Source organism: Flavobacterium sp. TAB 87, assembly GCF_001529295.1.
GTDB lineage: Bacteria > Bacteroidota > Bacteroidia > Flavobacteriales > Flavobacteriaceae > Flavobacterium.
Genome location: NZ_LLWK01000038.1, coordinates 583,079 through 607,875, shown reverse-complemented (window position 1 = coordinate 607,875; position 24,797 = coordinate 583,079). Strand labels below are relative to the sequence as shown.

21 protein-coding genes are annotated in these 24,797 nt (G+C 36.3%); 4 read left to right on the top strand and 17 right to left on the bottom strand.

The window, feature by feature from the left end:
• Positions 1 to 25: 25 nt before the first annotated feature.
• From AP058_RS14715 to AP058_RS14650, 14 genes are all read right to left on the bottom strand, one after another.
• Positions 26 to 1,465: a NuoM family protein gene (locus tag AP058_RS14715; RefSeq protein ID WP_066312542.1), complete on the bottom strand. Its 1,440-nt coding sequence runs from the start codon at positions 1,463 to 1,465 to the stop codon at positions 26 to 28.
• Positions 1,466 to 1,475: 10 nt separating this feature from the next.
• Complete coding sequence (nuoL, locus tag AP058_RS14710) at positions 1,476 to 3,359, bottom strand: NADH-quinone oxidoreductase subunit L (RefSeq protein WP_066313506.1); 1,884 nt, start codon at positions 3,357 to 3,359, stop codon at positions 1,476 to 1,478.
• Positions 3,360 to 3,365: 6 nt separating this feature from the next.
• On the bottom strand, positions 3,366 to 3,686 hold the full coding sequence (gene nuoK / locus AP058_RS14705; protein WP_066312537.1) for an NADH-quinone oxidoreductase subunit NuoK: 321 nt from the start codon (positions 3,684 to 3,686) through the stop codon (positions 3,366 to 3,368).
• Positions 3,686 to 4,198, bottom strand: a complete 513-nt coding sequence (locus AP058_RS14700; RefSeq protein ID WP_066312529.1) for an NADH-quinone oxidoreductase subunit J — start codon at positions 4,196 to 4,198, stop codon at positions 3,686 to 3,688. Before AP058_RS14700 ends, nuoK begins: the two co-directional genes overlap by 1 nt.
• A gap of 3 nt (positions 4,199 to 4,201) precedes the next feature.
• Positions 4,202 to 4,744, bottom strand: coding sequence for an NADH-quinone oxidoreductase subunit I (locus AP058_RS14695; RefSeq protein ID WP_066312527.1), 543 nt, complete (start codon positions 4,742 to 4,744; stop codon positions 4,202 to 4,204).
• Positions 4,745 to 4,898: 154 nt separating this feature from the next.
• Complete coding sequence (gene nuoH / locus AP058_RS14690; protein ID WP_066312526.1) at positions 4,899 to 5,951, bottom strand: NADH-quinone oxidoreductase subunit NuoH; 1,053 nt, start codon at positions 5,949 to 5,951, stop codon at positions 4,899 to 4,901.
• 3 nt (positions 5,952 to 5,954) lie between these two features.
• Complete coding sequence (locus AP058_RS14685; RefSeq protein WP_066312521.1) at positions 5,955 to 6,980, bottom strand: 2Fe-2S iron-sulfur cluster-binding protein; 1,026 nt, start codon at positions 6,978 to 6,980, stop codon at positions 5,955 to 5,957.
• Between the two features lie 81 nt (positions 6,981 to 7,061).
• Positions 7,062 to 8,429, bottom strand: a complete 1,368-nt coding sequence (gene nuoF / locus AP058_RS14680) for an NADH-quinone oxidoreductase subunit NuoF (RefSeq protein ID WP_066312519.1) — start codon at positions 8,427 to 8,429, stop codon at positions 7,062 to 7,064.
• Between the two features lies 1 nt (position 8,430).
• Complete coding sequence (locus tag AP058_RS14675; protein WP_066312517.1) at positions 8,431 to 8,961, bottom strand: NAD(P)H-dependent oxidoreductase subunit E; 531 nt, start codon at positions 8,959 to 8,961, stop codon at positions 8,431 to 8,433.
• 51 nt (positions 8,962 to 9,012) lie between these two features.
• The gene (locus AP058_RS14670; RefSeq protein ID WP_066312514.1) at positions 9,013 to 10,248 is read right to left on the bottom strand and encodes an NADH-quinone oxidoreductase subunit D; all 1,236 of its coding nucleotides are present in this window, start codon (positions 10,246 to 10,248) and stop codon (positions 9,013 to 9,015) included.
• Positions 10,249 to 10,280: 32 nt separating this feature from the next.
• Positions 10,281 to 10,802 (bottom strand): NADH-quinone oxidoreductase subunit C, encoded by a 522-nt coding sequence (locus tag AP058_RS14665; protein WP_066312512.1) that lies wholly within the window; start codon positions 10,800 to 10,802, stop codon positions 10,281 to 10,283.
• A 1-nt stretch (position 10,803) separates the two neighbouring features.
• The gene (locus AP058_RS14660) at positions 10,804 to 11,352 is read right to left on the bottom strand and encodes an NADH-quinone oxidoreductase subunit B (RefSeq protein WP_066312510.1); all 549 of its coding nucleotides are present in this window, start codon (positions 11,350 to 11,352) and stop codon (positions 10,804 to 10,806) included.
• 137 nt (positions 11,353 to 11,489) lie between these two features.
• The gene (locus tag AP058_RS14655) at positions 11,490 to 11,855 is read right to left on the bottom strand and encodes an NADH-quinone oxidoreductase subunit A (RefSeq protein WP_066312508.1); all 366 of its coding nucleotides are present in this window, start codon (positions 11,853 to 11,855) and stop codon (positions 11,490 to 11,492) included.
• Positions 11,856 to 12,092: 237 nt separating this feature from the next.
• Complete coding sequence (locus AP058_RS14650; protein ID WP_007137066.1) at positions 12,093 to 12,287, bottom strand: cold-shock protein; 195 nt, start codon at positions 12,285 to 12,287, stop codon at positions 12,093 to 12,095.
• A 614-nt stretch (positions 12,288 to 12,901) separates the two neighbouring features.
• Here AP058_RS14650 and AP058_RS14645 point away from each other — a divergent pair.
• On the top strand, positions 12,902 to 14,896 hold the full coding sequence (locus AP058_RS14645) for an Ig-like domain-containing protein (RefSeq protein WP_066312507.1): 1,995 nt from the start codon (positions 12,902 to 12,904) through the stop codon (positions 14,894 to 14,896).
• 11 nt (positions 14,897 to 14,907) lie between these two features.
• Positions 14,908 to 16,926, top strand: coding sequence for an OmpA family protein (locus AP058_RS14640; RefSeq protein WP_066312506.1), 2,019 nt, complete (start codon positions 14,908 to 14,910; stop codon positions 16,924 to 16,926).
• A 269-nt stretch (positions 16,927 to 17,195) separates the two neighbouring features.
• Here AP058_RS14640 and aspS read toward each other — a convergent pair whose 3' ends face one another.
• The gene (aspS, locus tag AP058_RS14635; RefSeq protein WP_066312504.1) at positions 17,196 to 18,941 is read right to left on the bottom strand and encodes an aspartate--tRNA ligase; all 1,746 of its coding nucleotides are present in this window, start codon (positions 18,939 to 18,941) and stop codon (positions 17,196 to 17,198) included.
• Between the two features lie 141 nt (positions 18,942 to 19,082).
• Here aspS and AP058_RS14630 point away from each other — a divergent pair, with 141 nt between their 5' ends.
• Positions 19,083 to 20,075: a TlpA disulfide reductase family protein gene (locus AP058_RS14630; RefSeq protein WP_066312503.1), complete on the top strand. Its 993-nt coding sequence runs from the start codon at positions 19,083 to 19,085 to the stop codon at positions 20,073 to 20,075.
• Between the two features lie 177 nt (positions 20,076 to 20,252).
• Positions 20,253 to 20,576: a toxin-antitoxin system YwqK family antitoxin gene (locus AP058_RS14625; RefSeq protein WP_066312501.1), complete on the top strand. Its 324-nt coding sequence runs from the start codon at positions 20,253 to 20,255 to the stop codon at positions 20,574 to 20,576.
• A 102-nt stretch (positions 20,577 to 20,678) separates the two neighbouring features.
• Here the strand turns inward: AP058_RS14625 and odhB are convergent, their stop codons facing one another.
• Entirely contained in the window at positions 20,679 to 21,923 is a 1,245-nt protein-coding gene (odhB, locus tag AP058_RS14620) for a 2-oxoglutarate dehydrogenase complex dihydrolipoyllysine-residue succinyltransferase (protein ID WP_066312499.1), read from the bottom strand.
• Positions 21,924 to 22,007: 84 nt separating this feature from the next.
• On the bottom strand, positions 22,008 to 24,797 hold the full coding sequence (locus AP058_RS14615) for a 2-oxoglutarate dehydrogenase E1 component (RefSeq protein ID WP_066312493.1): 2,790 nt from the start codon (positions 24,795 to 24,797) through the stop codon (positions 22,008 to 22,010).

The following is a 24,797-nucleotide window of genomic DNA, read 5'->3' as shown; positions in this document are numbered from 1 at the left end:
ATTTAAATTCTTATTGACCGTTCAATTATGAATTGTGAATCGTTTTTAAGATGATTTCTAAACTGGGCGTTATCAACTCAATAATTGGCTTTGGATAAAAACCAAAGAACAACAACACAGCAATTATAACTCCAAAGGATATTCCTTCATTTAAGGTTACGTCTCTAAACATTTTAGAATTCGTTTCACCCAACATAACTCCTTGGTACATTTTTAACATGTAGTATGCACCTAAAATGATTGTTGTACCACCTAAAGCTGCGTACCATATATTGATTTGTGCTAAGCTATATAACACTGTAAACTCACCAACAAAGTTAAAAGTTGACGGTAGTGAAATTGAAGCCATTACCAAAATTAAAAACATAGAAGAGAACTTGGGAGATTGTGTGCGAATTCCTCCTAAATCTGCAATGGTTCTTGTTTCGTAACGTCTGAAGATAACTTCAGAAGCCAAGAACAATCCAACTACCACAAATCCATGAGCAATCATTTGCATTACAGCTCCTCTAAAACCATCTAAAGTTAAAGTATACGTTCCCGCGGCAATTAATCCAACGTGTGCCAATGAAGAGTATGCTAATAATCTTTTTAAATCTTTTTGATTCATCGCTACAATAGAACCGTAAATTACACCAGCAATCCCTAAACCAATAACAATTGGCATGTACTCTTGAGCTGCTTGTGGAGCAATTGGCAATTGCCAACGAATGATGCTGTACAATCCCATTTTTAACATGATACCAGACAAAAGCATGGTTCCAACAGTTGGTGATTTTTGGTATACACTTGCTTGCCAAGAGTGAAAAGGAATTAATGGAATCTTAATTGCGTAAGCCAAGAAGAAAGCACCAAAGATCCACATTTGCTCTTTGCTTGTAAGTTCTAATTGATACAAATCAGTGATCATAAATGATCCAGCTTTTGAATACAAGTAGATAAATGCTACCAACATAAATAAAGATCCTGCCAAGGTAACAATAAAGAATTTTACTACTGCTCGCTTGCGTTCTTCGGTATCACCATTACCCCAAATTAGAGCGATGAAGTAAATTGGAATTAATGCCAATTCCCAAAAAATGTAGTATAATAAACCATCCGCAGCCAAAAAGGTTCCAACCATTGCAAAAGACATAAAAAGTACTAAAGCGTAAAAGCTTTTGGCATTTTCTACATTATTTCCAAAGGAAGAAAAAATAATAATTGGCGTTAAAGCAGTCGTCAATAAAACCATCGCCAAACCTAAACCGTCACCTTGCAAAGCAAAGCTAATTTGAGGTTGCGCAATCCATTGGCTGATATAGTTAATGTTTTCGCCTAGGTTGAACTGATTTAATAAAAGAATTGAACCACATAAAGCAGCTAAACTGAATAACAACGCCACTTTTGATGCGAGTTTGTTACCTACTAAAAAAGTAGCAAAAGCGCCGATTAAAAGAATAATTAATATAAGGGAAACGTTCATAGTTAGTAAATTATTGAGCTAAAAATAAATAAGAAACGATGGCACAAAGTCCAAGTACAAAAGCAAACAAATACAAACCAATACTTCCGTTTTGTATCTTTTTACCTTGAAAAGCGATTTCTTCAATTATACTTCCAAATCCGAAGAAAGCTTCAGACAAATTAGTTTCTACTTTATTTTTGAAAAACTTAGAGATAGAATTAGTTGAAGTAACAAACAACGTATCATACAATTCATCAATATAATATTTATTGTACAACACCTTACCAAACCCTTCTTGATGTTCATCAGCGACAGGTACTTCTTGGCGTTTGATATATTTTACAAAGGCTATCATAATTCCTAATAATCCACCTGCTACTGCTAAAGCCATTAGCGAATACTCAATATAACCCAATTGGTGCGCTGCATGTTCTGCCTTTGAAAACAACGGTGCTAAATAATGATTCAACCAGCTATTTCCTGGCAAGCTAATTAATCCTCCAAAAGTGGCTAACAAACCTAAAACAACTAGTGGAATAGTAATTAAAGCCGGACTTTCATGCAAATGATTTTTTTGCTCTGTTGTTCCTCTAAAGTCATTGAAGAAAGTCAAGAATAACAATCTAAACATATAAAACGCAGTTAAAACAGACGCTACCGATGCAACAACCCAAAGCACTTTATTGTGTTCGAAAGCAGTTAATAAAATTTCATCTTTAGAGAAAAAACCAGAAAACAATGGCATTCCAGAAATTGCTAATGAAGAAGCTAAGAAAGTATAAAATGTAATGGGCATCACTTTACGTAACCCACCCATTTTACGCATGTCTTGTTCACCATTCAATGCATGAATTACAGAACCTGATCCTAAGAACAAACAAGCTTTAAAGAAAGCATGTGTAATTACGTGAAAAACTGCAACTTCATAAGCACCAAGACCCAAAGCAATAAACATAAATCCTAATTGCGAAACGGTTGAATAAGCCAACACTTTTTTAATGTCATTTTGAACCAAACCAATAGTTGCAGCAAAAATTGCTGTTGCACCACCAACAATGGCAATTATATTTTGAATTTCTGGTGTTAAGTCAAAAACAAAATTTAAACGCGTGATCATAAAGATACCCGCTGTTACCATCGTAGCAGCGTGAATCAAAGCCGACACTGGCGTTGGTCCTGCCATTGCATCTGGCAACCACGTATATAACGGAATTTGGGCCGATTTACCACAAGCACCAATAAACAAACATAATGCAGCAATCGACAACATCGGAAGGTCCAAATCTGTTTCAGTAGCTATTGCTGTTTTTAAAGTCCCATAATCTAAAGTAGAGAACATCGAACCAATAATAAAAATCCCGACTAACAAGCCTAAATCTCCAATACGGTTCATGATGAAAGCTTTCTTAGCCGCATCATTAAACTCTTGGTTTTTATACCAAAATCCGATTAACAAGTACGAACAAAGTCCAACACCTTCCCAACCAATAAATAATACTAATAAGTTGCTACCCACAACCAACATAATCATAAAGAAGATAAATAGGTTTAAGTATGCAAAATACTTGTGCATATTATCATCGTCATGCATGTAGCTGATCGAGTATATGTGAATCAGTGCGCCAATTCCGGTTACAAATAATAACCACAAAATAGACAGTTGATCCAATAAAAATCCTAAGTCGATTTTTATAGTACTAATTTGAATCCAGTCAAATAATGAAATTTGAATGGCTTGTTGATTTTGACTAATCTGAGAAAAAAACATTAATGTTGCAGCAAAAGAAACCACTACTGCTAGTGTTCCTACAATTCCTGAAACGGTTTTACCCAATGCTTTTCCGAAGAAAACATTAATTAAAAATCCCAAAAGGGGAGCTAAAACTAAGACTAAAGCTAAGTTGGTATCCATTTCCATTTATCCTTTTAAATTTTTTAAATTATCGATACTAATTGAACCTAAGTTTCTAAATATCGAAACTAAAATTGCCAATCCAACTGCTACTTCCGCGGCAGCTACTGCCATTGAAAAGAATACAAAAACTTGTCCTTGCGCATCTTGATGATAGGTCGAAAACGCTACAAATAATAAGTTGACTGCATTCAACATAATTTCGATTGACATAAAAACGATGATGGCATTACGACGGTACAACACTCCAAAGATACCCACGCAAAAAAGCACGACACTTAAAAAAATGTAGTTTTCAATACCAATATGATTTAAAACATTCTCCATTATTTTTTCAATTTTTCTTTTTTAGACAATAATACTGTACCAATCATTGCCACTAACAATAAGATAGAAACAAACTCAAACGGAACCATGTATTCGTTCAATAATATTTTACCCAACACTTTTATTGATTGAAAATCTTCTCCTGTAGAATCATATCCCCCTTCAATTGGTTTTGAATTGATGAAGAGTGCGATTAAGACAGCACATACCAAAATGAAGGAAACAATTGCTCCCAAACGCGTAATTCTAGGGCGGTGCACTTCATGTCTTTCATTTAAGTTCATCAACATGATGGTAAACAAAAACAAAATCATAATGGCTCCCGAGTATACGATGATGTGAACCACAGCCAAAAATTGGGAATTCAGCAAAAAGTAATGTCCTGCAATCGAAAAGAAACTGATCACAAGATAAATGGCACTGTGAATTGGATTTCGACTAAATACAGTCAAAAAAGCGGTCAATACGGTAATGAACGCTAAAACACAAAATATAATAAGTTCTGTTGACATTAATTATTCTTTTTTAAGTTGAGCATTTTTTATCGCCATTTCTAGAGGCATAACCAAACGGTCTTTACCGAAAATAAAATCTTCACGGTCATAACTCGAAGGCACCAATTCTTTAGAAATAGTCATATAAATGGCATCTTTTGGACAAGCTTCTTCACACAAACCACAGAAAATACAACGCAACATATTAATCTCATAGATTGACGCATATTTTTCTTCGCGGTACAAATGTTTTTCATCTGGTTTGCGCTCTTCAGCTTTCATCGTAATCGCTTCTGCAGGACACGACAAGGCACAAAGTCCACAAGCCGTACAGTTTTCACGACCCAATTCGTCACGTTTCAACATGTGTTGTCCACGATAAACAGGACTACGCTCGCGAATTTGCTCCGGATAATGTATGGTAACTTTGCGCGTAAAAAGGTGTTGGATCGTAATCCACAACCCTTTAAAAATGGCAACCAAATAAAGGCTTTCCCAAAAAGTCATCTCTTTATTAGAGACTACCTTTTTTCTACCCGATAATGATATCGTATCTATACTCATTTTAATGTATGATTTGCAATTTCAGATTCCAATCCAAAACTAACTTTAATTATATTTATTTGAAGCTATTCCTGCTATTCACTCCAATCTTTTTATCCGCTAGGGCGGTCAAAAAGGATTTCGCTGCTATCAGGGCTAGGGCTAATTGCTTGTATTAAAACCCTAAATATGCAATAATATCTGCTCTTAAAATTACTATTCCAGTAACAATAATATTGATAATTGATAATGGAATTAAAATTTTCCAACCTAAATTCATCAGTTGATCGTATCTAAATCTTGGCAACGTCCAACGCACCCACATGTAGAAAAAGATAAAGAAGCAAAGTTTAATAAACAAGGCTAACATTCCTAATAGATTTGCAATATTTACGCCTACATTATCCACCATCCATTGCATTCCTGGATAATTATATCCTCCAAAAAACAAAATAGCAATAATAGTAGAAGAGATAAACATATTAGCATACTCCGCAAACAAATAGAATCCCATTTTCATAGACGAGTATTCAGTATGGTATCCACCCACTAGTTCGGTCTCACACTCTGGTAGGTCAAAAGGAGTTCTGTTGGTTTCTGCAAATGCACAAATTAAGAAAATCAAGAACGACAACGGTTGATAAAAAACGTTCCAGTTCATTCCAGATTGTTGCATGGTAATTTCTTTTAAAGAAAGTGTTCCTGTCATCATCAATAAAGCGATAATAGACAAGCCCATGGCTACTTCATACGATACCATCTGAGATGCAGCACGAACAGCTCCCATCAAAGAGAACTTATTGTTAGATGCCCAACCACCAATCATAATACCGTAAATACCAATCGAAACTACTCCAATAAAATACAGTAATCCGATATTGATATCCGTTGCTTGCAATAAAATATCACGCCCAAACAAATGCAAGCGATCACCCCAAGGGATAACAGCACTTGTCATTAATGCCGTACTCATTGCAATTGCAGGTCCCACAATAAATAGAAATCTATTGGGTGTATTTGGGAAAAACTCTTCTTTCGAAAATAATTTTAAACCATCTGCAAGTGGTTGCATCAAACCACCCCAACCGGCACGGTTTGGTCCTACACGGTCTTGCAAATAAGCAGCTACTTTACGTTCTGCCCAAGTAGAATACATCGCCATTAACATGGTTACCGCAAAAACGATAACAATGACAACGCTTTTTTCTATGATAAATGTACTATCCATTCTTTAACAATTTTCTGTATTATCATCTAAAGGAATAGCAGACATACTGATCTTTTTACGATCTTGGTCTCTTCCCATCAAAATAGTTTTTTCAGTAGCAATTTCTACTTTTTGCAACGGACGAATGTAGTTGTTCTGATTGATAACCGAATCTTTTTCAAATTCTCTTGGTCCTTCAATAACCCAGTCTTCTACATTTTTATGATCGAATCGACAACCATTACAGATAAACTCTTCTACTTCGTGGTATTCATCTTTACGACCTGTAACGCGCTGTATTTCATCTCCAAACATCCAAACGGTTGTTTTTCCGCAACAGGTATCGCAATCTCTGTGTGCATTAAATGGTTTATTGAACCAAACTCTAGACTTGAATCTAAATGTTTTATCGGTTAAAGCCCCTACTGGACACACATCAATCATATTTCCAGAAAACTCATTATCAATTGCTTTTGAAATACAAGTTGAAATATTAGCATGATCACCTCTATCTACAACACCGTGAACTCTTTTGTCAGTCAACTGATCTGCAACTTGCACACAACGCTGGCATAAAATACAACGATTCATATGCAACTGTATGTACGGACCGATATTTTCTGGTTCAAAAACTCTTTTTTCTTCAATAAAACGACTTTGCGCTTTACCGTGTTCAAAGCTAAGGTTTTGCAAATCACATTCACCTGCTTGATCACAAACTGGACAATCTAATGGGTGGTTAATCAAAAGAAATTCGGTAACCGCTTTACGTGCTTCTGTTACTCTTTCCGATTGTTTACTATTCACTTCCATTCCATCCATACAGCCTGTTACGCAAGAGGCCATTAATTTTGGCATTGGTCTTGGATCCGCTTCACTTCCTTTAGAAACTTCAACCAAGCAACAACGGCATTTTCCTCCACTTCCTTTCAGTGAAGAATAATAACACATTGCAGGTGGAACTAAATCTCCTCCTATCATACGTGCAGCCTGCAGGATCGTTGTTCCTGGTTCTACATCAATACTTTGACCGTCTATTGTTACTTTCATAATTGTGTCTTGATGTCAAAAGCTGCCAGTAGAAAGAACAGCGTCTTTCATCTTTAAACTTTATAACTTTTTAACTTTTAACTATACTGTTAGTTTACCAACAAGGTGCTTCACCTTTTCAAAAGGCTCTACTACAAAGTGTTCACGATTTTTTATTTTTTCTGGAAAACGAACGTGGTACTCAAATTCATCTCTAAAATGACGAATAGCAGCTGCTACCGGCCAAGCCGCAGCATCTCCTAATGGACAAATTGTGTTTCCTTCAATTTTACTTTGAATACTCCACAATAACTCGATATCCTCTTCGCGACCTTGACCGTTTTCAATACGGAATAAAACTTTCTCTAACCAACCTGTCCCTTCACGACACGGTGTACATTGCCCACAACTTTCGTGGTGGTAAAAACGAGAGAAATTCCATGTATTTCGAACCACGCAAGACGTGTCATTATATACAATAAAACCACCTGAACCTAACATTGAACCAGTAGCAAAACCACCGTCGCTCAACGATTCGTAACTCATCAATCGGTCTTCGCCGTTCGCTGTTTTGTAAATTAAATCAACTGGCAAGATAGGTACCGATGAACCTCCGGGAACTAACGCTTTTAATGGCCGATCAGAACTCATTCCTCCCAAATACTCATCAGAATTCATAAATTCATACACGCTCAATCCCATTTCGATTTCGTAAACTCCTTGGTTTTTAACGTGTCCTGAAGCAGAAATTAATTTAGTCCCTGTAGATCTTCCGATTCCAATTTTAGCATATTCATCGCCAGAATTGTTTACAATCCAAGGCACTGCTGAAATCGTTTCTACGTTATTTACCACTGTAGGATTAGCCCAAAGTCCAGAAACAGCTGGAAACGGCGGTTTGATACGCGGATTTCCTCTTTTTCCTTCCAAAGATTCTATTAAAGCGGTTTCTTCTCCACAAATGTATGCTCCTGCTCCGCAGTGCACATACAATTCTAAATCGTAACCAGATCCTTGTATGTTTTTTCCTAACCAACCTGCTGCTTTCGCTTCGTTAATGGCTCTTTCTAATATTTTATAGATCCACATGTACTCTCCACGAATGTAGATGTACGATAAATTAGCCCCTAAAGCATAACTTGACGTGATCATTCCTTCGATTAGTAAATGCGGAATGTGCTCCATCAAATAACGGTCTTTGAACGTTCCGGGCTCTGACTCATCCGCGTTGCACACCAAATGTCTTGGTTTGCCCGACTTTTTGTCAATAAAACTCCATTTCATTCCCGCAGGGAAACCTGCGCCACCGCGTCCACGAAGACCCGATTTTTTAACTTCTTCAACTACTTCATCAGGAGTTAACGTTTTTAATGCTTTTTCTACAGATGCATAACCTCCATTTTGGCGGTATACGTCATAGGTTTTTATGCCTGGAACATTAATTTTATCTAATAATATTTTTTTTGACATCTTATTTATCGTGTAATATTATTTTATTATCTCTACAATCAGCAATTAACTGATCGATTTTTTCTTCATTAAGGTGTTCTTTATAAAAATCACCCACCTGCATCATTGGAGCATAACCGCAAGCACCTAAGCACTGTACACCTGCCACAGTAAACATTCCGTCTGCAGTAGTTTCGCCTACTTTAATACCCAATTTATCTGCTGTATATTCAATCAAATTTTCGGCACCATTTAAACAACAACAAGAAGTTTGACAGAACTCAAACATATATTTTCCCATTGGTTTTTGATTGAACATCGTATAAAAAGAGACTACTTCATATACTTCAATAGGCAAAATCTCTAACATCTCCGCCACTTTATCCATCAAATCATAACCCAACCAATTGTCATGTGCATCTTGTACCTCATGTAAAACTGGCAATAGTGCTGATTTTTTTTTGTCTGCAGGGTAATGACTAATCAATTCATTGATGCGATTCATCAATGTTTCGGTCATTTTTAATTCTTGTTCGTATCTTTTGTGTTCCATTTCGCTTCTTTAAATCTGAAATATCAAATCGTTTGTAATCCAACCAAAATATTAGGCATCCAACTCTCCAGCAATAACATTTAAACTTGATAAAATTACAATGGCGTCAGAAAGCATTGAACCTTTTATCATTTCCGTATACGCTTGATAATATATGAAGCAAGGTCTTCTAAAGTGCAACCTGTAAGGCGTTCTACTTCCATCAGTTATTAAGTAAAAACCAAGTTCTCCATTTCCTCCTTCAACAGCATGATACGTTTCTCCTACAGGAACAGGAATTTCTCCCATTACAATTTTAAAGTGATATATCAACGCTTCCATTGACGTATACACATCTTCTTTTGGAGGCAAGTAATAATCGGGTACATCTGCATGGTAAGGACCTTCTGGCATTTTATCCAAGGCTTGACGAATAATACTTAAACTCTCCCAGACTTCAGCATTTCTTACACACCAACGATCGTACGTATCTCCTGATTTTCCTACTGGAACAATAAAGTCAAAATCTTCATAAGAAGAATATGGATGCGCTACACGCACGTCATAATCAACACCTGAAGCACGTAAATTTGGACCAGTAAAACCATAAGCCATAGCTTTTTCGGCATCAATTGTTCCAACATTTACTGTTCTATCCATAAAAATTCTATTTCTAACAAATAGATTTTCAAATTCTTTCCAAGCCGCTGGAAATTCTTCTAAAAAAACATCTAGTTTTCTAAAAGCTTCCGGAGACCAATCTCTTTCGAAACCACCCATTCTACCCATGTTGGTAGTCAAACGAGCGCCACAAATTTCTTCGTAAATTTCGTATACTTTTTCTCTAAATTGAAATACGTACAAGAACCCAGTGTAAGCACCAGTATCTACACCTAAAATTGAATTACAAATTAAGTGATCGGTAATTCTAGCCAACTCCATTGCAATTACCCGAAGGTATTGTGCCCGCTTTGGCACCTCAATACCCAATGCTTTCTCCACAGTCATCCACCATCCCATATTGTTTATAGGAGACGAACAATAATTCATTCGGTCAGTTAGCGGAGTAATTTGGTAAAACGGTCTATTTTCGGCGATTTTTTCGAAAGCACGGTGAATATATCCAATCGTTGGTTCTGCATCAAGAATACGCTCTCCATCCATTAAACATACGTTTTGAAAAATACCGTGTGTCGCTGGGTGAGTAGGTCCTAAATTCAGAATTGAAAGTTCACTTCCGTCTTCATTTAGGTTCTCCTTGATTATTTTAGCATAACGCTGCTCTGGTGATAATAATAGTTCTGACATTTATTTAATGTGAAAAATTATACGTTTGTCTTTTAACAATTTGTGGTGGTTCTTCCAAAGAAACGATCGTCTTTATCGGTTCTTCCTGAATCTTCCATCGGGAATTCTTTTCTCATCGGAAACGAAATCATTTCATCCATATTTAAAATTCGTTTCAATTGTGGATGACCAATGAAATTTACACCGTAAAAATCATAAGTTTCTCTTTCCATCCAATTGGCACAAAGAAAAATATTAGACACAGTCTTTATCTCTGGCTTTTCACCGTTGATAAAAACTTTAACTTTCAGTCGTACATTTTCGTACCAGTTATGCATGTGATACACAATGGTAAATTGACGCTCTAATTCATTATCAGGATAATGTACGCCACACAAATCGGTAAGAAAGTGAAAACGCAATTCTGGATCGTTCTTTAAAAATAAAACCACAGAAGTAATTACATCCGCAGAAACTTCTAATGTAAAAATATCTTTATCTTGAACGAAGTTAAACACATCAGTTCCAAATGCTTCTACAAGTTTCTCTTGTATTTTTTGAGTCTCTAATGCCATTTTATTGAATATTATACGATGCTAATAATTCTTGGTATTCTGGCGAACTTCTGCGTCTAACAGACTCGCTTCGTACCAACTCTTGCAATTTCATTACGCCGTCTAGAATTTGCTCTGGCCTTGGCGGACATCCCGGCACATAAACATCAACAGGAATTACCTTATCAATACCTTGCAAAACAGAATAGGTATCAAAAATACCACCTGAAGTTGCACACGCACCAACAGCAATAACCCAACGAGGTTCAGCCATTTGCTCATATACTTGACGTAGAATAGGTCCCATTTTTTTTGAAATAGTTCCCATTACCAACAACATATCTGCTTGACGAGGAGAAAAGCTAACACGCTCTGATCCAAATCGCGCTAAATCATAATGCGAGGCCATGGTAGCCATAAATTCAATCCCGCAACAAGAAGTTGCAAATGGCAAAGGCCAAAGGGAGTTTGCACGAGCCAATCCTACTACATCATTTAATTTTGTAGCAAAAAAACCCTCACCAGAAACACCTTCTGGCGGAGCAACGATTTTTACATCTGAATTACTCATATTCGTTTTAGATTTTGAGTTCTAATTTTCAAGAAAACTTCTTGAAGAAGTAAAACTATTTTGTATAAAAATAAACAGCATTTAGAAGGTAGTAGCACTAATATCAACTTTTACAAAACTGATTTTCAAACAGTACTTTATTCCCATTCTAAAGCCTTCTTTTTGATTATGTAAAAGAACCCAACTAAAAGCAACATCATGAAAATAACCATTTTCACCATTCCTTCTAATCCTAGTTCTTGGAAATTAATTGCCCAAGGATACAAGAAGATAACTTCAACATCAAAAAGCACAAACAAGATCGCTACTAGGAAATATTTTACTGAAAAAGGAATACGGGCATTACCCACAGATTCTATTCCACATTCAAAACTTTTATCTTTCTTCTGTGACTTTCTACTTGGTCCTAATTTTCCAGAAATAATGATGGTACCTACCACAAATCCTACAGCTAGAACAGCCTGCATGAAGATTGGAATATAATTAATTTGATCGGCTTGCATAATCCTTGAATTATATATAAAAAATGAGTCACAAAGATAGTTCGCATGTATGTAAATCACAAGACAAAAGCGGATTTAAGTGTCCACTGAATCGGGCATTAGTTATAATTTTTATTGATTATAAATAGCAGCCTTCTTTTGTAAGTTTTTTGAGTTAGGTATAAAAAAAAACGTTCCGATATATCGGAACGTTTTACCTTTCGTAGGCAAAAAAAAATAGAATGCTATATTTATTGCTTAGATTACTGCAACTTTAGCAGCAACTTTACCTTTTCTTCCTTCTTCTTCTTCGTAACTTACACGGTCACCTTCGCGCAATTCTTCCGCGTTGATTCCTGAAGCATGAACGAAGATATCTTTTCCTGTTTCTTCGTCTGTAATGAATCCGTAACCTTTTGACTCATTGAAAAATTTTACTGTACCTGTACGCATTGTAATAATAATAATAATTTATAATGAAGCAAATGTAACGTTTAATATCATACTACCAACATGTTATGTTAAAATATTTTACAAATAATATTTTTTTAGTTGTGAACTTACTTTCATGTTCAGAGATCGGTAAGCAGATTCAGGGATTTACAATCTAGAGAAAATCAATATTTATAAAATTTTAACAAGAATTAACTTAATTAAAAAACAACGCATCTATTTGAACATCAAACACTACTACTTTAATCAACTATCAATAAACCTTCTATATTTTACTATTTTTTTAAATATTGTTTAATCTTTATACGTAGCAGTTTATTTTCAACTATGTACAGAATTAACATCTGCAGAACAAGCGTATTTTCTTTTGTTTGGACAAATACTACCATTTATCATTAACTACTATTTAACCATTTCTTACTTAATGCACTATAATGCTTAATAATATTCAACAAATAAATACTAAGAGTAATATTTTTCAACTTAAATACGTAAAAACTGATAAAAATTAAATTCTAAAAATTATACAAATAAAAGGCTTAATTGTATAACATTCCAGTCGCATGTAATTTATCTTTACCACGTGAAAACTATTTCACGCTTAATTCTAAAAAATGAAAATTAAACAAACGTTAACACTCTCTTTATTGGCATTCGTTGCTGTTCTAGCCGGATGTGAGAAAGATGATTTCGTAGAAACCATTGGGGTTTGCCCTGTTGTAGTCGCAACAGCACCTGCTAATGGCGCTATAGATGTACCTCTTGATCAAATAATTACAGTTACATTCAATGAGGAGATGGATTCTGACACTTTTACAGAAGCCTCTTTCATTTTACAAGACAACACGCCCGTTGATGGTACAATTTCGTATACAGGGCAAACTGCGTCGTTTACTCCTTCAGTACCCTTGGCAATCAATACTACTTACACTGCAGTAATCAAGACTACCGTAAAAGATTTAAAAGGAAATGCTTTGCAAGAAGATTACATTTGGGCTTTTAGCACTGGTAAATTACTTACACCAACCATTGTGCTTACAGATCCTTTAGCCAATGCGATCGATATTCCTTTGAACAAAATCGTAAACGCTACCTTTAACATGCCTATGGATATAGCATCTATAAATGCAGCAACGTTTACTCTAAAACAAGGAACAACTACCATTGCTGGTACCGTAACTATCGATCAAAGCAAAGCGTTCTTTACACCAACAGTTGCTTTAACAGCTAATACAGAATATACTGCTACAATCACGACTGGTGCAAAAAATTTAGATGGAACGCCCATTGCTTTAAATTATGTTTGGAAGTTCACGACGGGTATACTTACCGCACCACAAATTATTTTGACAGATCCACTAGATTTGGCCACCGCCGTACCTTTAAATAAAGTAATTACAGCGAAATTTGACACAGCGATGGATCCAATGACGCTAAATAATACAACTTTCACTCTAAACCAAGGCACAACTCAAATCGCTGGAACCGTTTCCTATAGTGGAACAACGGCTCAATTTGTACCAACAACTGTTTTAAATAGTAATTTAGAATATACCGCCACTATAACCACAGGTGCAAAAAACACACAAGGCAATGCTATTGCTAATAATCACGTCTGGAAGTTCACTACACAAACAGCTGTTGCACCCAAAATACTAACTACTGATCCTCAAAATCTTGCTACAAATGTAGCTGTTAGCAAAATAATTAGCGCTCAGTTTGACATGGCTATGGATCCGACAACATTAAACAACAGTACGTTTAGTGTAAAACAAGGCACTACAGCACTTACTGGGACTATTTCTTATAATGGAACTACAGTTCAGTTTACTCCTAGTATTGCGCTCGAAACTAACAAAGAGTACACTGCGACTGTAACAACAGGGGCTAAAAGCGATCAAGGTAAGGCACTTACAGCAGACTTTGTTTGGAAGTTTACAACTGGAACAGCACTTACTAATTATCTTAAGTCTGCAGGTAATTTTGGAATATTAGCAGGAGTTGGCGTTAGTAATAATGCTGGTTTTAGTGTAATTAACAATATGAATGTTGGTATTAGTCCCGGAGTTCGCTCATCAATTACCGGATTTCCTCCTGCAATAGTTGTTAATGGAGCTATCTATGCTTCCGACGATATTGCTCCAGCAGGGATAGCAGCTGTACTGCAACAAGCAAAACAAGATTTGTCTGACGCTTATTTACAAATCGAAGGTATGCCAGCAACTACAACCGTTTCTGGTGACCAAGGTGGATTAACGCTAGCACCAGGAGTTTATAAATCGACTTCAACACTGCTTATTCAGTCTGGCGACCTTACGCTTGACGCACAAGGAGACCCGAATGCTATTTTTGTATTTCAAATTGCTGCTGCTTTTACAACAGTTGGGGGTGCTGGTGGAAACGTAATCTTAACGAATGGAGCTCAAGCTAAAAATATTTATTGGCAAACAGGTAGTTCTGCAACAATAGGAGACTACACCAGTTTCAAAGGAAACGTTTTAGCATTAACATCTATAACTATGGGATCTCACGCAACTGCTGTAGGCAGAATGCTAGCCAGTAACGGTGCCGTAGTAATGACTGATACAAATACGATAACTAAACCTTAATTCATCACTTTATGATCAATATATATAAATATAAAAAGGAACCGTATCCAATACTTTTCTGCAGCCATAGTCTAGTTCTTAGACATTTTATGGTAGCTGTTCTGGTTTTAGTTAGTTCGCTAACATCCTTACAAGCACAAGACACAGATTACAGCAAACCTTCTTGGTACTTTGGAGCAGTCGCCGGAGCTAACTTTAATTTCTTTGAAGGTTCGACCCAAAAAATGAATGCTGCCTTTACTCCGCCAGTTGCATTTCATGATGGTGATGGGATTGGACTATTTGCAGCACCACTTATTGAATACCGTCCCGCAAATTCAAAATGGGGAATAATGTTTCAAGCAGGTTACGACAGTCGTAAAGGCTCTTTTGATCAAGTACTTAGTGACTGCAACTGTCCAGCTGATTTAAAGACAGATCTTAGCTATATAACACTAGAGCCAAGCGTGCGTTTTGCACCATTCAAATCTGGGTTTTATTTATACGGTGGACCAAGATTAGCTTTCAATGTCGATAAATCATTCACATACCAATTGCACGCTAATCCCGCATTTCCAAACCAAATAGAAGGAGAAGCGATAAAAGGCGATTTTAGTGATGTTGAAAAAACCATACTTTCAATTCAAATTGGAGCCGGTTACGACATTCCACTTACTGCATCAGGCAAGAAAACACAATTTGTACTTTCTCCTTTTGTAGCCTTTCAGCCCTATTTTGGTCAGCATCCTCGTTCAGTAGAAACGTGGAATATAACTACAGTACGAGCTGGTGTGGCACTAAAATTTGGAACAGGAACTAGAAGTGAGACCCTTGAAGTAATCGACAGCGAATCACAATTTTCAATCAATTCCCCGAGTAATTATTCGGAAAGAAGACCCGCTAGTGAAATTTTTCCGCTTCGTAATTATGTCTTTTTCGACGAAGGTTCTAGCCAGATTCCGGCACGATATGAATTGTTACGAAAAGAGCAAGTCAAAGATTTCAAGGAAGATCAATTGAAAGTTTCAAATTCAGAAAATCTTTCAGAACGATCAAAACGCCAAATGATTGTGTACTATAATGTTTTAAACATTTTAGGCGATCGCATGCAAAAAAACCCTTCAGCAAAAATAACTTTGGTAGGCTCTTCTGACAAGGGACAGGCAAACGGTTTAGAAATGGCAACTGCCATTCAATCCTATTTAGTAAATGTATTTGAAATTTCTTCAGAAAGAATTTTAGTTGAAGGGCGTGAAAAGCCAAAAAATCCGTCAGAACAACCTGGAGGAACACGTGAGCTAGAATTATTACGAGAGGGAGACCGCAGGGTTTCAATAGAAAGTAATTCGCCAGTACTGTTAATGGAATTTCAAAATGGGCCAAATGCTCCTTTGAAACCAGTAGTAATAAATGCGCCGCAAGAAGCGCCGCTTGAAAGTTATGTCGTATTTCAGAATGCGGGAGCTACAGAAGCATTCAGTTCATGGAACATGGAACTAAAGGATGAGAATGGAAAAATTAAAAACTTCGGACCATATACAGAAGATACTGTTAGCCTACCCACCGCTACCATTTTGGGAAGTCGATCACAAGGTGACTATACTGCAAAAATGATCGGTACAACTAAAAGTGGAAAATTATCTGAAAAAGAAGTCAAAACGCACGTTACCTTGTGGACTCCTGCTACATTTGAGCAAGGAATTCGTTACAGTATTATTTATGATTTTAACGAATCTAAGGCTACTAACATTTACGAAAGATATCTTTCTGATATTGTTACAACTCAAATTCCAATAGGTGCAACAGTATTAATTAAAGGTTATACGGATATCATTGGAGAAGAAACTTACAATCAAGAGTTGTCACTAGCACGTGCTAATGACACAAAAACTATTATTGAAAGCAGCCTATCAAAAGCAGGTCGTAACGATGTTAAGTTTGTAGTTAACGGTTTTGGAGAAAATCCAAACGATGCCCCTTTTGATAACAAGTTTCCCGAAGAGCGTTTTTACAATCGAACCGTAATCATTGATATCATTCCAGCTAAATAAAGTAATGTATATCTTTACAACTGAGCTTCTTCAATTGCAAGTTTTGTAATTGAAATTAACCAAAGTAAAGGAGTGAAAATCAAAATGATTTTCACTCCTTTTTTGTTTTTCAAAAAGGCTACTTAACCTGTATTTGTTTCTTAAAAAACCACAACGAAAATGCCGTTTTTTTATGAGAAATCATAATCTCTTTACAAGGAATTGTATCAAAGTTACAAACCAAAAAAGCCTCGAAAAGTTCGAGGCTTTTGCATTCGTATTAATGCTCTTTATCTTAATTTAATATTCAATTCCTTTAATTGTTTCTCATCAATCGCAGCTGGCGCATCGATCATTACATCTCTTCCCGAATTATTTTTTGGAAATGCGATAAAGTCTCTAATCGTTTCTTGACCACCTAAAATCGCAACCAATCGGTCTAAACCAAAGGCTAAGCCACCATGTGGAGGTGCCCCAAATTGAAAAGCATCCATTAAAAATCCAAATTGCGCTTTGGCTTCTTCATCTGTGAAACCCAAATACTTGAACATCATTTGTTGCGTCGCTTTATCGTGAATACGAATAGAACCACCACCTATTTCATTTCCATTTAAAACCATGTCGTACGCATTTGCACGAACTTTGCCTGGGTCGGTTGGTAATAAATGTAAGTCTTCTGGTTTTGGAGATGTAAATGGATGATGCATGGCATGGTAACGACCACTTTCTTCATCAAACTCTAATAAAGGAAAATCAACTACCCACAGTGGAGCAAATTCTTCTGGCTTTCTTAAGCCCAAACGTGTCGCCAATTCCATACGCAAAGCACTCAATTGTGTACGCGTTTTGTTGGCAGGACCAGAAAGAACAAAAATCATATCCCCCGCTGTTGCACCAGTTATTTTTGCCCACTGCGCTAAATCTTCCTGAGCGTAAAATTTATCAACTGATGATTTGTAAGTACCATCTTCATTGCACTTTGCATACACCATTCCGCTTGCACCAACTTGAGGCCTTTTAACCCAGTCAATTAAAGCATCAATTTCTTTACGCGTATAGTTTCCCGCATTAGGAACTGCAATTCCAACTACCAATTCAGCAGCATTAAATACAGGAAATTCTTTATGTTGTGCAAATTCGTTCAATTCACCGAACTCCATCCCAAAACGAATGTCTGGCTTGTCGTTACCATAGGTTTTCATAGCATGCTCGTATGTCATTCTAGGAAATTTTTCTACTGTAACTCCTTTTATTTCTTGCAATAAATGTCTTGTTAGCCCTTCAAATACATTCAAAATATCTTCTTGCTCTACAAAGGCCATCTCGCAGTCAATTTGAGTAAACTCAGGTTGACGATCGGCACGTAAATCTTCGTCGCGAAAACATTTTACAATTTGAAAATATTTATCCATTCCGCCCACCATTAGTAATTGCTTAAAAGTTTGTGGCGATTGCGGCAAGGCATAAAATTGCCCTTCGTTCATGCGGCTTGGCACCACAAAATCTCTAGCTCCTTCTGGAGTAGATTTGATCAGATATGGAGTTTCTACTTCACAGAAATCTAGGTCCGATAAATACTTACGCACTTCCATAGCTACTTTATGACGAAACAGTAAACTGTTTTTTACGGGATTTCTTCGAATATCCAAGTAACGGTATTTCATACGAATATCTTCACCGCCATCCGTTTCATCTTCAATCGTAAACGGAGGAGTTAATGCGCTATTTAAAATAGTTAGTTCAGAAACTAAGATCTCTATTTCACCTGTGGCTATATTTTTATTTTTTGCTTCACGTTCAATTACGATACCTTTTACCTGAACTACAAATTCACGACCTAGTGTTTTTGCTAATTCAAAAACAGTTTTATCGGTACGACCTTCGTCAAAAATAAGCTGCGTGATCCCGTACCGATCACGCAAGTCAATCCAATTCATAAATCCTTTATCACGAGATTTTTGTACCCAACCAGCAAGTGTAACTTCTGTATTAATGTGAGAGGCGTTTAATTCGCCACAATTATGACTTCTATACATGATTCCTATTTTAGTTTGCAAAAGTAAACACAAAAACTAGAAAACCTGTATATTCTAAAATATTATCGATAATCAGTGCTAGTTTTTTTTATACCTTTAAACAAAAATTAGATTATTTTTGCTATAACTAAATAAATTACAATGAAAAAACTTACCTGGTTACTGTTACTTGCAATGAGCTGCTCTTACGCACAAACTTCTGTAGGCCGTATTGACTTTACAGCAAAAATTGCCAATAGAAATAGTGACACTCTAATGATTAGAGGAGCTAACAAATTCAACAAAATTATTATACTTGACAAAAAAGGCACATTTAGCACCAGCTTTGAAGGGCCAAAAGGCTTTTATCAATTTTCAGACAAACAAGAAGTTTCCAATTTATTTTTAAAACCGGGCGACGACATTAAGTTGACCATGGATGCAGCTCAATTTGACGAGACAATCGTTTATACTGGTAAAGGTGCTGACGAAAATAATTTTTTGGCTCAATCTGCTTTGCGTGACGAAACTTTCCAAAATGAAGCTTTTACAAAAGGGCCTGAAGAATTTGAAAAATTATTAGCAGCCAAGCAAAAATTTGAAAGTGAAGCGATAGAAAATGGACTTTACGACAAGGATTTTAAAGAAGCGTACAAAAAGTCGATGCTAAAATCCAATGAATATGCAAAAATGGAATACGACAACAACCAAAAAATGAATTCTTTGGGTGGCAAACCTTCACCAACGTTTGATTATGAAAACCACGCAGGTGGAAAAACCAAGTTATCTGACTTAAAAGGCAAATATGTTTATCTTGATATGTGGGCCACGTGGTGTGCACCGTGCCGTATGGAAATTCCATATCTTCAAAAAATAGAAAAAGAATTTCATGGTAAAAATGTTGTTTTCGTTAGTATTTCTATAGATGCAGCAAAAGACCATGACAAATGGAAAAAATTTGTTACTGACAAACAATTAGGAGGCATTCAGCTTATCGCTGATAAAGACTGGAACTCAGAGTTTGTAACCAGCTATAACATTACCGGAATTCCACGTTTTATATTAATAGACCCAAACGGAAACGTAGTTGATGCTAATGCTTCTCGCCCATCTTCAGGAGACTTAGAAGGTCAATTAAATGCTTTATTGAAGTAAGAAGCAAACCAATTTTAGATAGAAAAAGCCAGCACAAATGTGCTGGCTTTTTTATTTATCAGAAAATTCTAATGTTAAGGTTTTCTGTTGTGTTATTAAATTGTTAACTAAAAGTTTATTTAATGTAAACTATTTTTTATATTTGATGGAGAACTGGCTAACATTTAAAACTAAAACATGAAAAATTCTTTAAGTTTAGTAGCAATATTGATTTCGGCAGTTGTATCTTCACAACAGACAAAGCCGGAGTTAGAAGTTGTCGATAGCAAAGTAAAAGCCACGTATTATTTTGAGAATGGCACCGTGCAGCAACAAGGTTTTTTTAAAAATGGAAAACTCGATGGTACTTGGATCGCCTATGATGAAGCGGGGCATAAAAAAGCTATTGCTGAATACCGAAACGGAAACAAAATAGGAAAGTGGTTTTTCTGGAACGACAGCTGTCTTACCGAAGTAGATTATTCGGACAGCCGAATTGCAAACGTTAAAAACTGCAAATAGGATATCTTATTTTAAAAAATAGCATTACAACCAAACCAATAAACCAAAAAATCCCAGACTCTTAACGAATCTGGGATTTTTTTATAGCTAAATACGTTGTTATTACAACTCTAATGCTTTTTTAGGATTGTTATCCATCAATAACTCCATTGGATTCTCTAACGCCTCTTTAACTGCTACTAAGAAGCCAACAGACTCACGACCGTCAATAATTCTGTGGTCATATGATAATGCCACGTACATCATTGGGTGAATTTCAACTTTACCATTCACCGCAATTGGGCGCTCAATAATATTGTGCATTCCTAAAATTCCTGATTGTGGCGGATTGATAATTGGCGTAGACAACATACTTCCGAAAACACCTCCGTTGGTAATTGTAAAAGTACCACCAGTCATGTCGTCAACCGTTATTTGACCGTCACGCGCTTTAATCGCTAATCTTTTAATTTCTGCTTCAACACCACGGAAAGATAAATTCTCAGCATTGCGAACTACAGGAACCATCAAACCTTTTGGACCTGAAACTGCAATCGAAATATCAGCAAAATCGTAAGCTACTTTATAATCACCATCCATCATAGAGTTTACATCTGGATACAACTCTAATGCTCTAGTAACTGCTTTGGTAAAGAAAGACATGTATCCTAAACCAACCCCAGCGTGCTTTGCTTTAAAAGCATCTTTGTATTCATTACGAATCGCATTAATTGGAGACATGTTCACTTCGTTAAAAGTAGTTAACATTGCTGTTTCATTTTTAGCAGAAACTAATCTTTCCGCTACTTTACGACGCAACATTGATAATTTTGAACGCTCAGAACCACGATTTCCTCCTGTTGGAGTTCCCATTGAAGGCATTGCGTTTACAGCATCGTCTTTAGTGATTCTTCCTCCTTTTCCTGTTCCTGAAACAGTAGCTGGAGCTATATTTTTTTCATCTAAGATTTTTCTTGCTGCTGGCGAAGGACTTCCCGCTGCATGAGAAGTTACTGCTGGAGCTGCTTTTGGTGCTTCAGCTTTAACCTCAGCCTTTGGAGCTTCTTCTTTTGGAGTCTCCTCTTTAGGAGCTTCGCTTTTTGATTCGGTAGTTGCTCCAGATGGTTTTACACCTTCTGTATCAATTAAACAAACGACTGCACCTACTGCTACCGCATCACCTTCTTCCGCTTTTAGTGTGATAATTCCACTTGCTTCAGCAGGCAGTTCAAGTGTTGCTTTATCTGAGTCAACCTCTGCAATAGCTTGATCTTTTTCTACATAATCGCCATCTTTTACTAACCAAGTTGCAATTTCAACTTCTTTAATTGATTCCCCTGGTGATGGGACTTTCATTTCTAAAATCATCTTGTTTTTCGTTTAAAGTTTAATTGGTTTAAAGTTTCAGATTCGAAATAAAATCTGAAACTTTAAACTTGAAACAATTTTTAATTATCTAAATAAATTTTTATCAAATACCATTCGTATTGCATCTGCATGACGGCGTTTTGCACGAGTGTAACTTCCCGCTGCTGGTGCTGAATATGCTTTTAATGAAGCCAATCTCCATTTTATGAAGTCGAAGTTCATTAACATAAAGCTGTACGCTCCCATATTTTTAGGCTCTTCTTGTGCCCAAACATAATCGTCTGCGTTTGGATATTTTGCAATAATCGCTTTGATTTGATCTGCAGGAAATGGAAACAATTGTTCGATACGAACTACTGCTACATCAGTACGTCCATTAGTTTCTCTCTCAGCTGTAATGTCGTAATAGAATTTACCTGTACAGAAAACCAATGTCTTAACTTCATTTTTATCTACAGTAACGTCATCAATTGTTTCTTGAAAGCTTCCAGTTGCTAACTCTTCAATTGAAGAAACACAACGTGGGTCACGCAACAAACTCTTTGGTGTAAACACAATTAATGGTTTACGGAAATTGGTCTTCATTTGTCTTCTTAACAAGTGAAAGAAGTTTGCTGGAGTAGTACAATCGGCAACGTACATGTTTTGTCTCGCACACAATTGCAAGTAACGTTCCATTCTAGCCGAAGAATGCTCTGCACCTTGGCCTTCATATCCATGGGGCAATAATAAAACAATACCGTTTTGATTGTTCCATTTGTCTTCTCCACAAGAAATATATTGATCGATGATAATTTGAGCACCGTTAGAGAAATCTCCAAATTGTGCTTCCCAAATTGTCAGTGTTTTAGGACTTGCTAAAGCGTATCCATAATCAAAACCTAATACTCCATATTCTGAAAGCAATGAGTTGTAAATTTGAAACTGTCCTTTTTTATTCTCTAAATTATTAATTAGAATTACTTCTTCCTCAGAATCCTCCACTTTAACAACAGCATGACGGTGTGAGAAAGTTCCTCTCTCGACATCTTGACCAGAAATACGAACATCAAAACCTTCTTGCAAAAGTGAACCGTAAGCTAAGTGCTCTGCCATTCCCCAATCCAGTTTGTCTGTTTCAAAAAACATTGTTTTACGAGCATTAATTAATTTTTCAATTTTCTTAATGAACTTTTTATCTGCAGGCAAATTAGAAACTGCAGTAGCCACTTTTTTTAATTCTTCTTTTGAATAAGAAGTATCTACATTTTGAAGCATTACATCATCACTTACTTGGGCGAAACCTTGCCATTCATTTTGCATAAATGGTGTAATTACGGTAAGCTCTTTCTTTCTAGATGCTTCCAGATTTTCTTCCATTTTCGCCTTATACGCTTCTTCTAAACCATTTACGTAGGTAGCATCAATAACTCCTTCTGTTAACAATTTATCAGCATATATGTCACGTGGATTTTTATGTTTTGCAATTAATTTATATAAAACCGGTTGTGTAAAACGAGGCTCATCACCTTCGTTATGACCGTATTTTCTATATCCTAATAAATCGATAAATACGTCACGACCATATTTCATTCTGTAGTCCAAAGCAAACGAAACTGCATGAACAACTGCTTCCGCATCATCGGCATTTACGTGCAATACTGGCGACAAAGTAACTTTGGCAATATCTGTACAATAGGTAGATGAACGAGCGTCCAAATAATTAGTCGTAAAACCAACTTGATTGTTAATTACAATATGAATTGTTCCACCAGTTTTGTATCCATCCAAAAGTGCCATTTGAATAATTTCATACAAAAGACCTTGACCCGCAATCGCAGCATCACCGTGAACGGCAATTGGCAAAACTTTTGAGAAATCATCCGCATAATGACGGTCTTGTTTGGCACGAGTGATTCCTTCGATAACCGCACCTACTGTTTCTAAATGCGAAGGATTTGGCGCTAAATTGATGTTTATTTTTTTACCTGAAGCAGTAACCTTATCAGCAGTAAGCCCTAAGTGGTATTTTACGTCACCATCAAAGTATTCTTGATCGTAATCTTTACCATCAAACTCTCCAAATATATCTTGTGTTGATTTTCCAAATATGTTCGCTAAAACGTTCAAACGACCACGGTGTGCCATTCCCATAACGAATTGCTCTACTCCTTTTTCGGCAGCTTTTTCTATTAAAGCATCCAAAGCCGGAATAATTGTTTCTCCTCCTTCAAGCGAGAAACGTTTTTGACCTACGTATTTAGTATGTAAGAAATTCTCAAAAGAAACCGCTTCATTTAATTTATTTAAAATGTTCTTTTTCTCTGAAGAATTAAAACTTGGCTGATTCGCATTTACACTTAATTTATCTTGAATCCATTGCACTACACCAGGATTTCGAATGTACATGTATTCGATTCCAATGTGTTGACAATAAACTGATTTTAGATGATTAACGATTTCTTGCAGTGTCGCACTTTGTAACCCTAATATTTTTGCGGCGTCGAAAACGGTGTTTAAATCGGAACTTGATAAATCAAAAGTTTCAATTTCTAAAGAAGGTGACGACTTTCGACGATCACGAACAGGATTGGTCATTGTAAACAAGTGACCACGAACTCTGTAGCCCTCTATCAATTTAAGAACATTAAATTCTTTTTGTAATTTTTCAGAAACCAAACTGCAATCTGCTGGTGCATTAGCAGCATAATCGGCCATTTGTTGTACCGGTGCTTGAGTTTGATTCTCTTCACCGTAAGTGGTCATTCCAAAATCGAAACCTTGGAAAAAACTTCTCCAACTTGGCTCGACGCTGTCTGGATTCTCTATATATTGATCGTACAATTGAGCGAAAAACTCCGTGTGTGCTGCATTTAAAAATGAAAACCTATCCAT

Excerpts from the sequence above, each read along its gene's own strand:
- AP058_RS14715 (WP_066312542.1), bottom strand. The coding sequence starts at position 1,465 with ATGAACGTTTCCCTTATATTAATTATTCTTTTAATCGGCGCTTTTGCT.
- nuoL (WP_066313506.1), bottom strand. The coding sequence starts at position 3,359 with ATGGATACCAACTTAGCTTTAGTCTTAGTTTTAGCTCCCCTTTTGGGA.
- nuoK (WP_066312537.1), bottom strand. The coding sequence starts at position 3,686 with ATGGAGAATGTTTTAAATCATATTGGTATTGAAAACTACATTTTTTTA.
- AP058_RS14700 (WP_066312529.1), bottom strand. The coding sequence starts at position 4,198 with ATGTCAACAGAACTTATTATATTTTGTGTTTTAGCGTTCATTACCGTA.
- AP058_RS14695 (WP_066312527.1), bottom strand. The coding sequence starts at position 4,744 with ATGAGTATAGATACGATATCATTATCGGGTAGAAAAAAGGTAGTCTCT.
- nuoH (WP_066312526.1), bottom strand. The coding sequence starts at position 5,951 with ATGGATAGTACATTTATCATAGAAAAAAGCGTTGTCATTGTTATCGTT.
- AP058_RS14685 (WP_066312521.1), bottom strand. The coding sequence starts at position 6,980 with ATGAAAGTAACAATAGACGGTCAAAGTATTGATGTAGAACCAGGAACA.
- nuoF (WP_066312519.1), bottom strand. The coding sequence starts at position 8,429 with ATGTCAAAAAAAATATTATTAGATAAAATTAATGTTCCAGGCATAAAA.
- AP058_RS14675 (WP_066312517.1), bottom strand. The coding sequence starts at position 8,961 with ATGGAACACAAAAGATACGAACAAGAATTAAAAATGACCGAAACATTG.
- AP058_RS14670 (WP_066312514.1), bottom strand. The coding sequence starts at position 10,248 with ATGTCAGAACTATTATTATCACCAGAGCAGCGTTATGCTAAAATAATC.
- AP058_RS14665 (WP_066312512.1), bottom strand. The coding sequence starts at position 10,802 with ATGGCATTAGAGACTCAAAAAATACAAGAGAAACTTGTAGAAGCATTT.
- AP058_RS14660 (WP_066312510.1), bottom strand. The coding sequence starts at position 11,352 with ATGAGTAATTCAGATGTAAAAATCGTTGCTCCGCCAGAAGGTGTTTCT.
- AP058_RS14655 (WP_066312508.1), bottom strand. The coding sequence starts at position 11,855 with ATGCAAGCCGATCAAATTAATTATATTCCAATCTTCATGCAGGCTGTT.
- AP058_RS14650 (WP_007137066.1), bottom strand. The coding sequence starts at position 12,287 with ATGCGTACAGGTACAGTAAAATTTTTCAATGAGTCAAAAGGTTACGGA.
- AP058_RS14645 (WP_066312507.1), top strand. The coding sequence starts at position 12,902 with ATGAAAATTAAACAAACGTTAACACTCTCTTTATTGGCATTCGTTGCT.
- AP058_RS14640 (WP_066312506.1), top strand. The coding sequence starts at position 14,908 with ATGATCAATATATATAAATATAAAAAGGAACCGTATCCAATACTTTTC.
- aspS (WP_066312504.1), bottom strand. The coding sequence starts at position 18,941 with ATGTATAGAAGTCATAATTGTGGCGAATTAAACGCCTCTCACATTAAT.
- AP058_RS14630 (WP_066312503.1), top strand. The coding sequence starts at position 19,083 with ATGAAAAAACTTACCTGGTTACTGTTACTTGCAATGAGCTGCTCTTAC.
- AP058_RS14625 (WP_066312501.1), top strand. The coding sequence starts at position 20,253 with ATGAAAAATTCTTTAAGTTTAGTAGCAATATTGATTTCGGCAGTTGTA.
- odhB (WP_066312499.1), bottom strand. The coding sequence starts at position 21,923 with ATGATTTTAGAAATGAAAGTCCCATCACCAGGGGAATCAATTAAAGAA.
- AP058_RS14615 (WP_066312493.1), bottom strand. The coding sequence starts at position 24,797 with ATGGATAGGTTTTCATTTTTAAATGCAGCACACACGGAGTTTTTCGCT.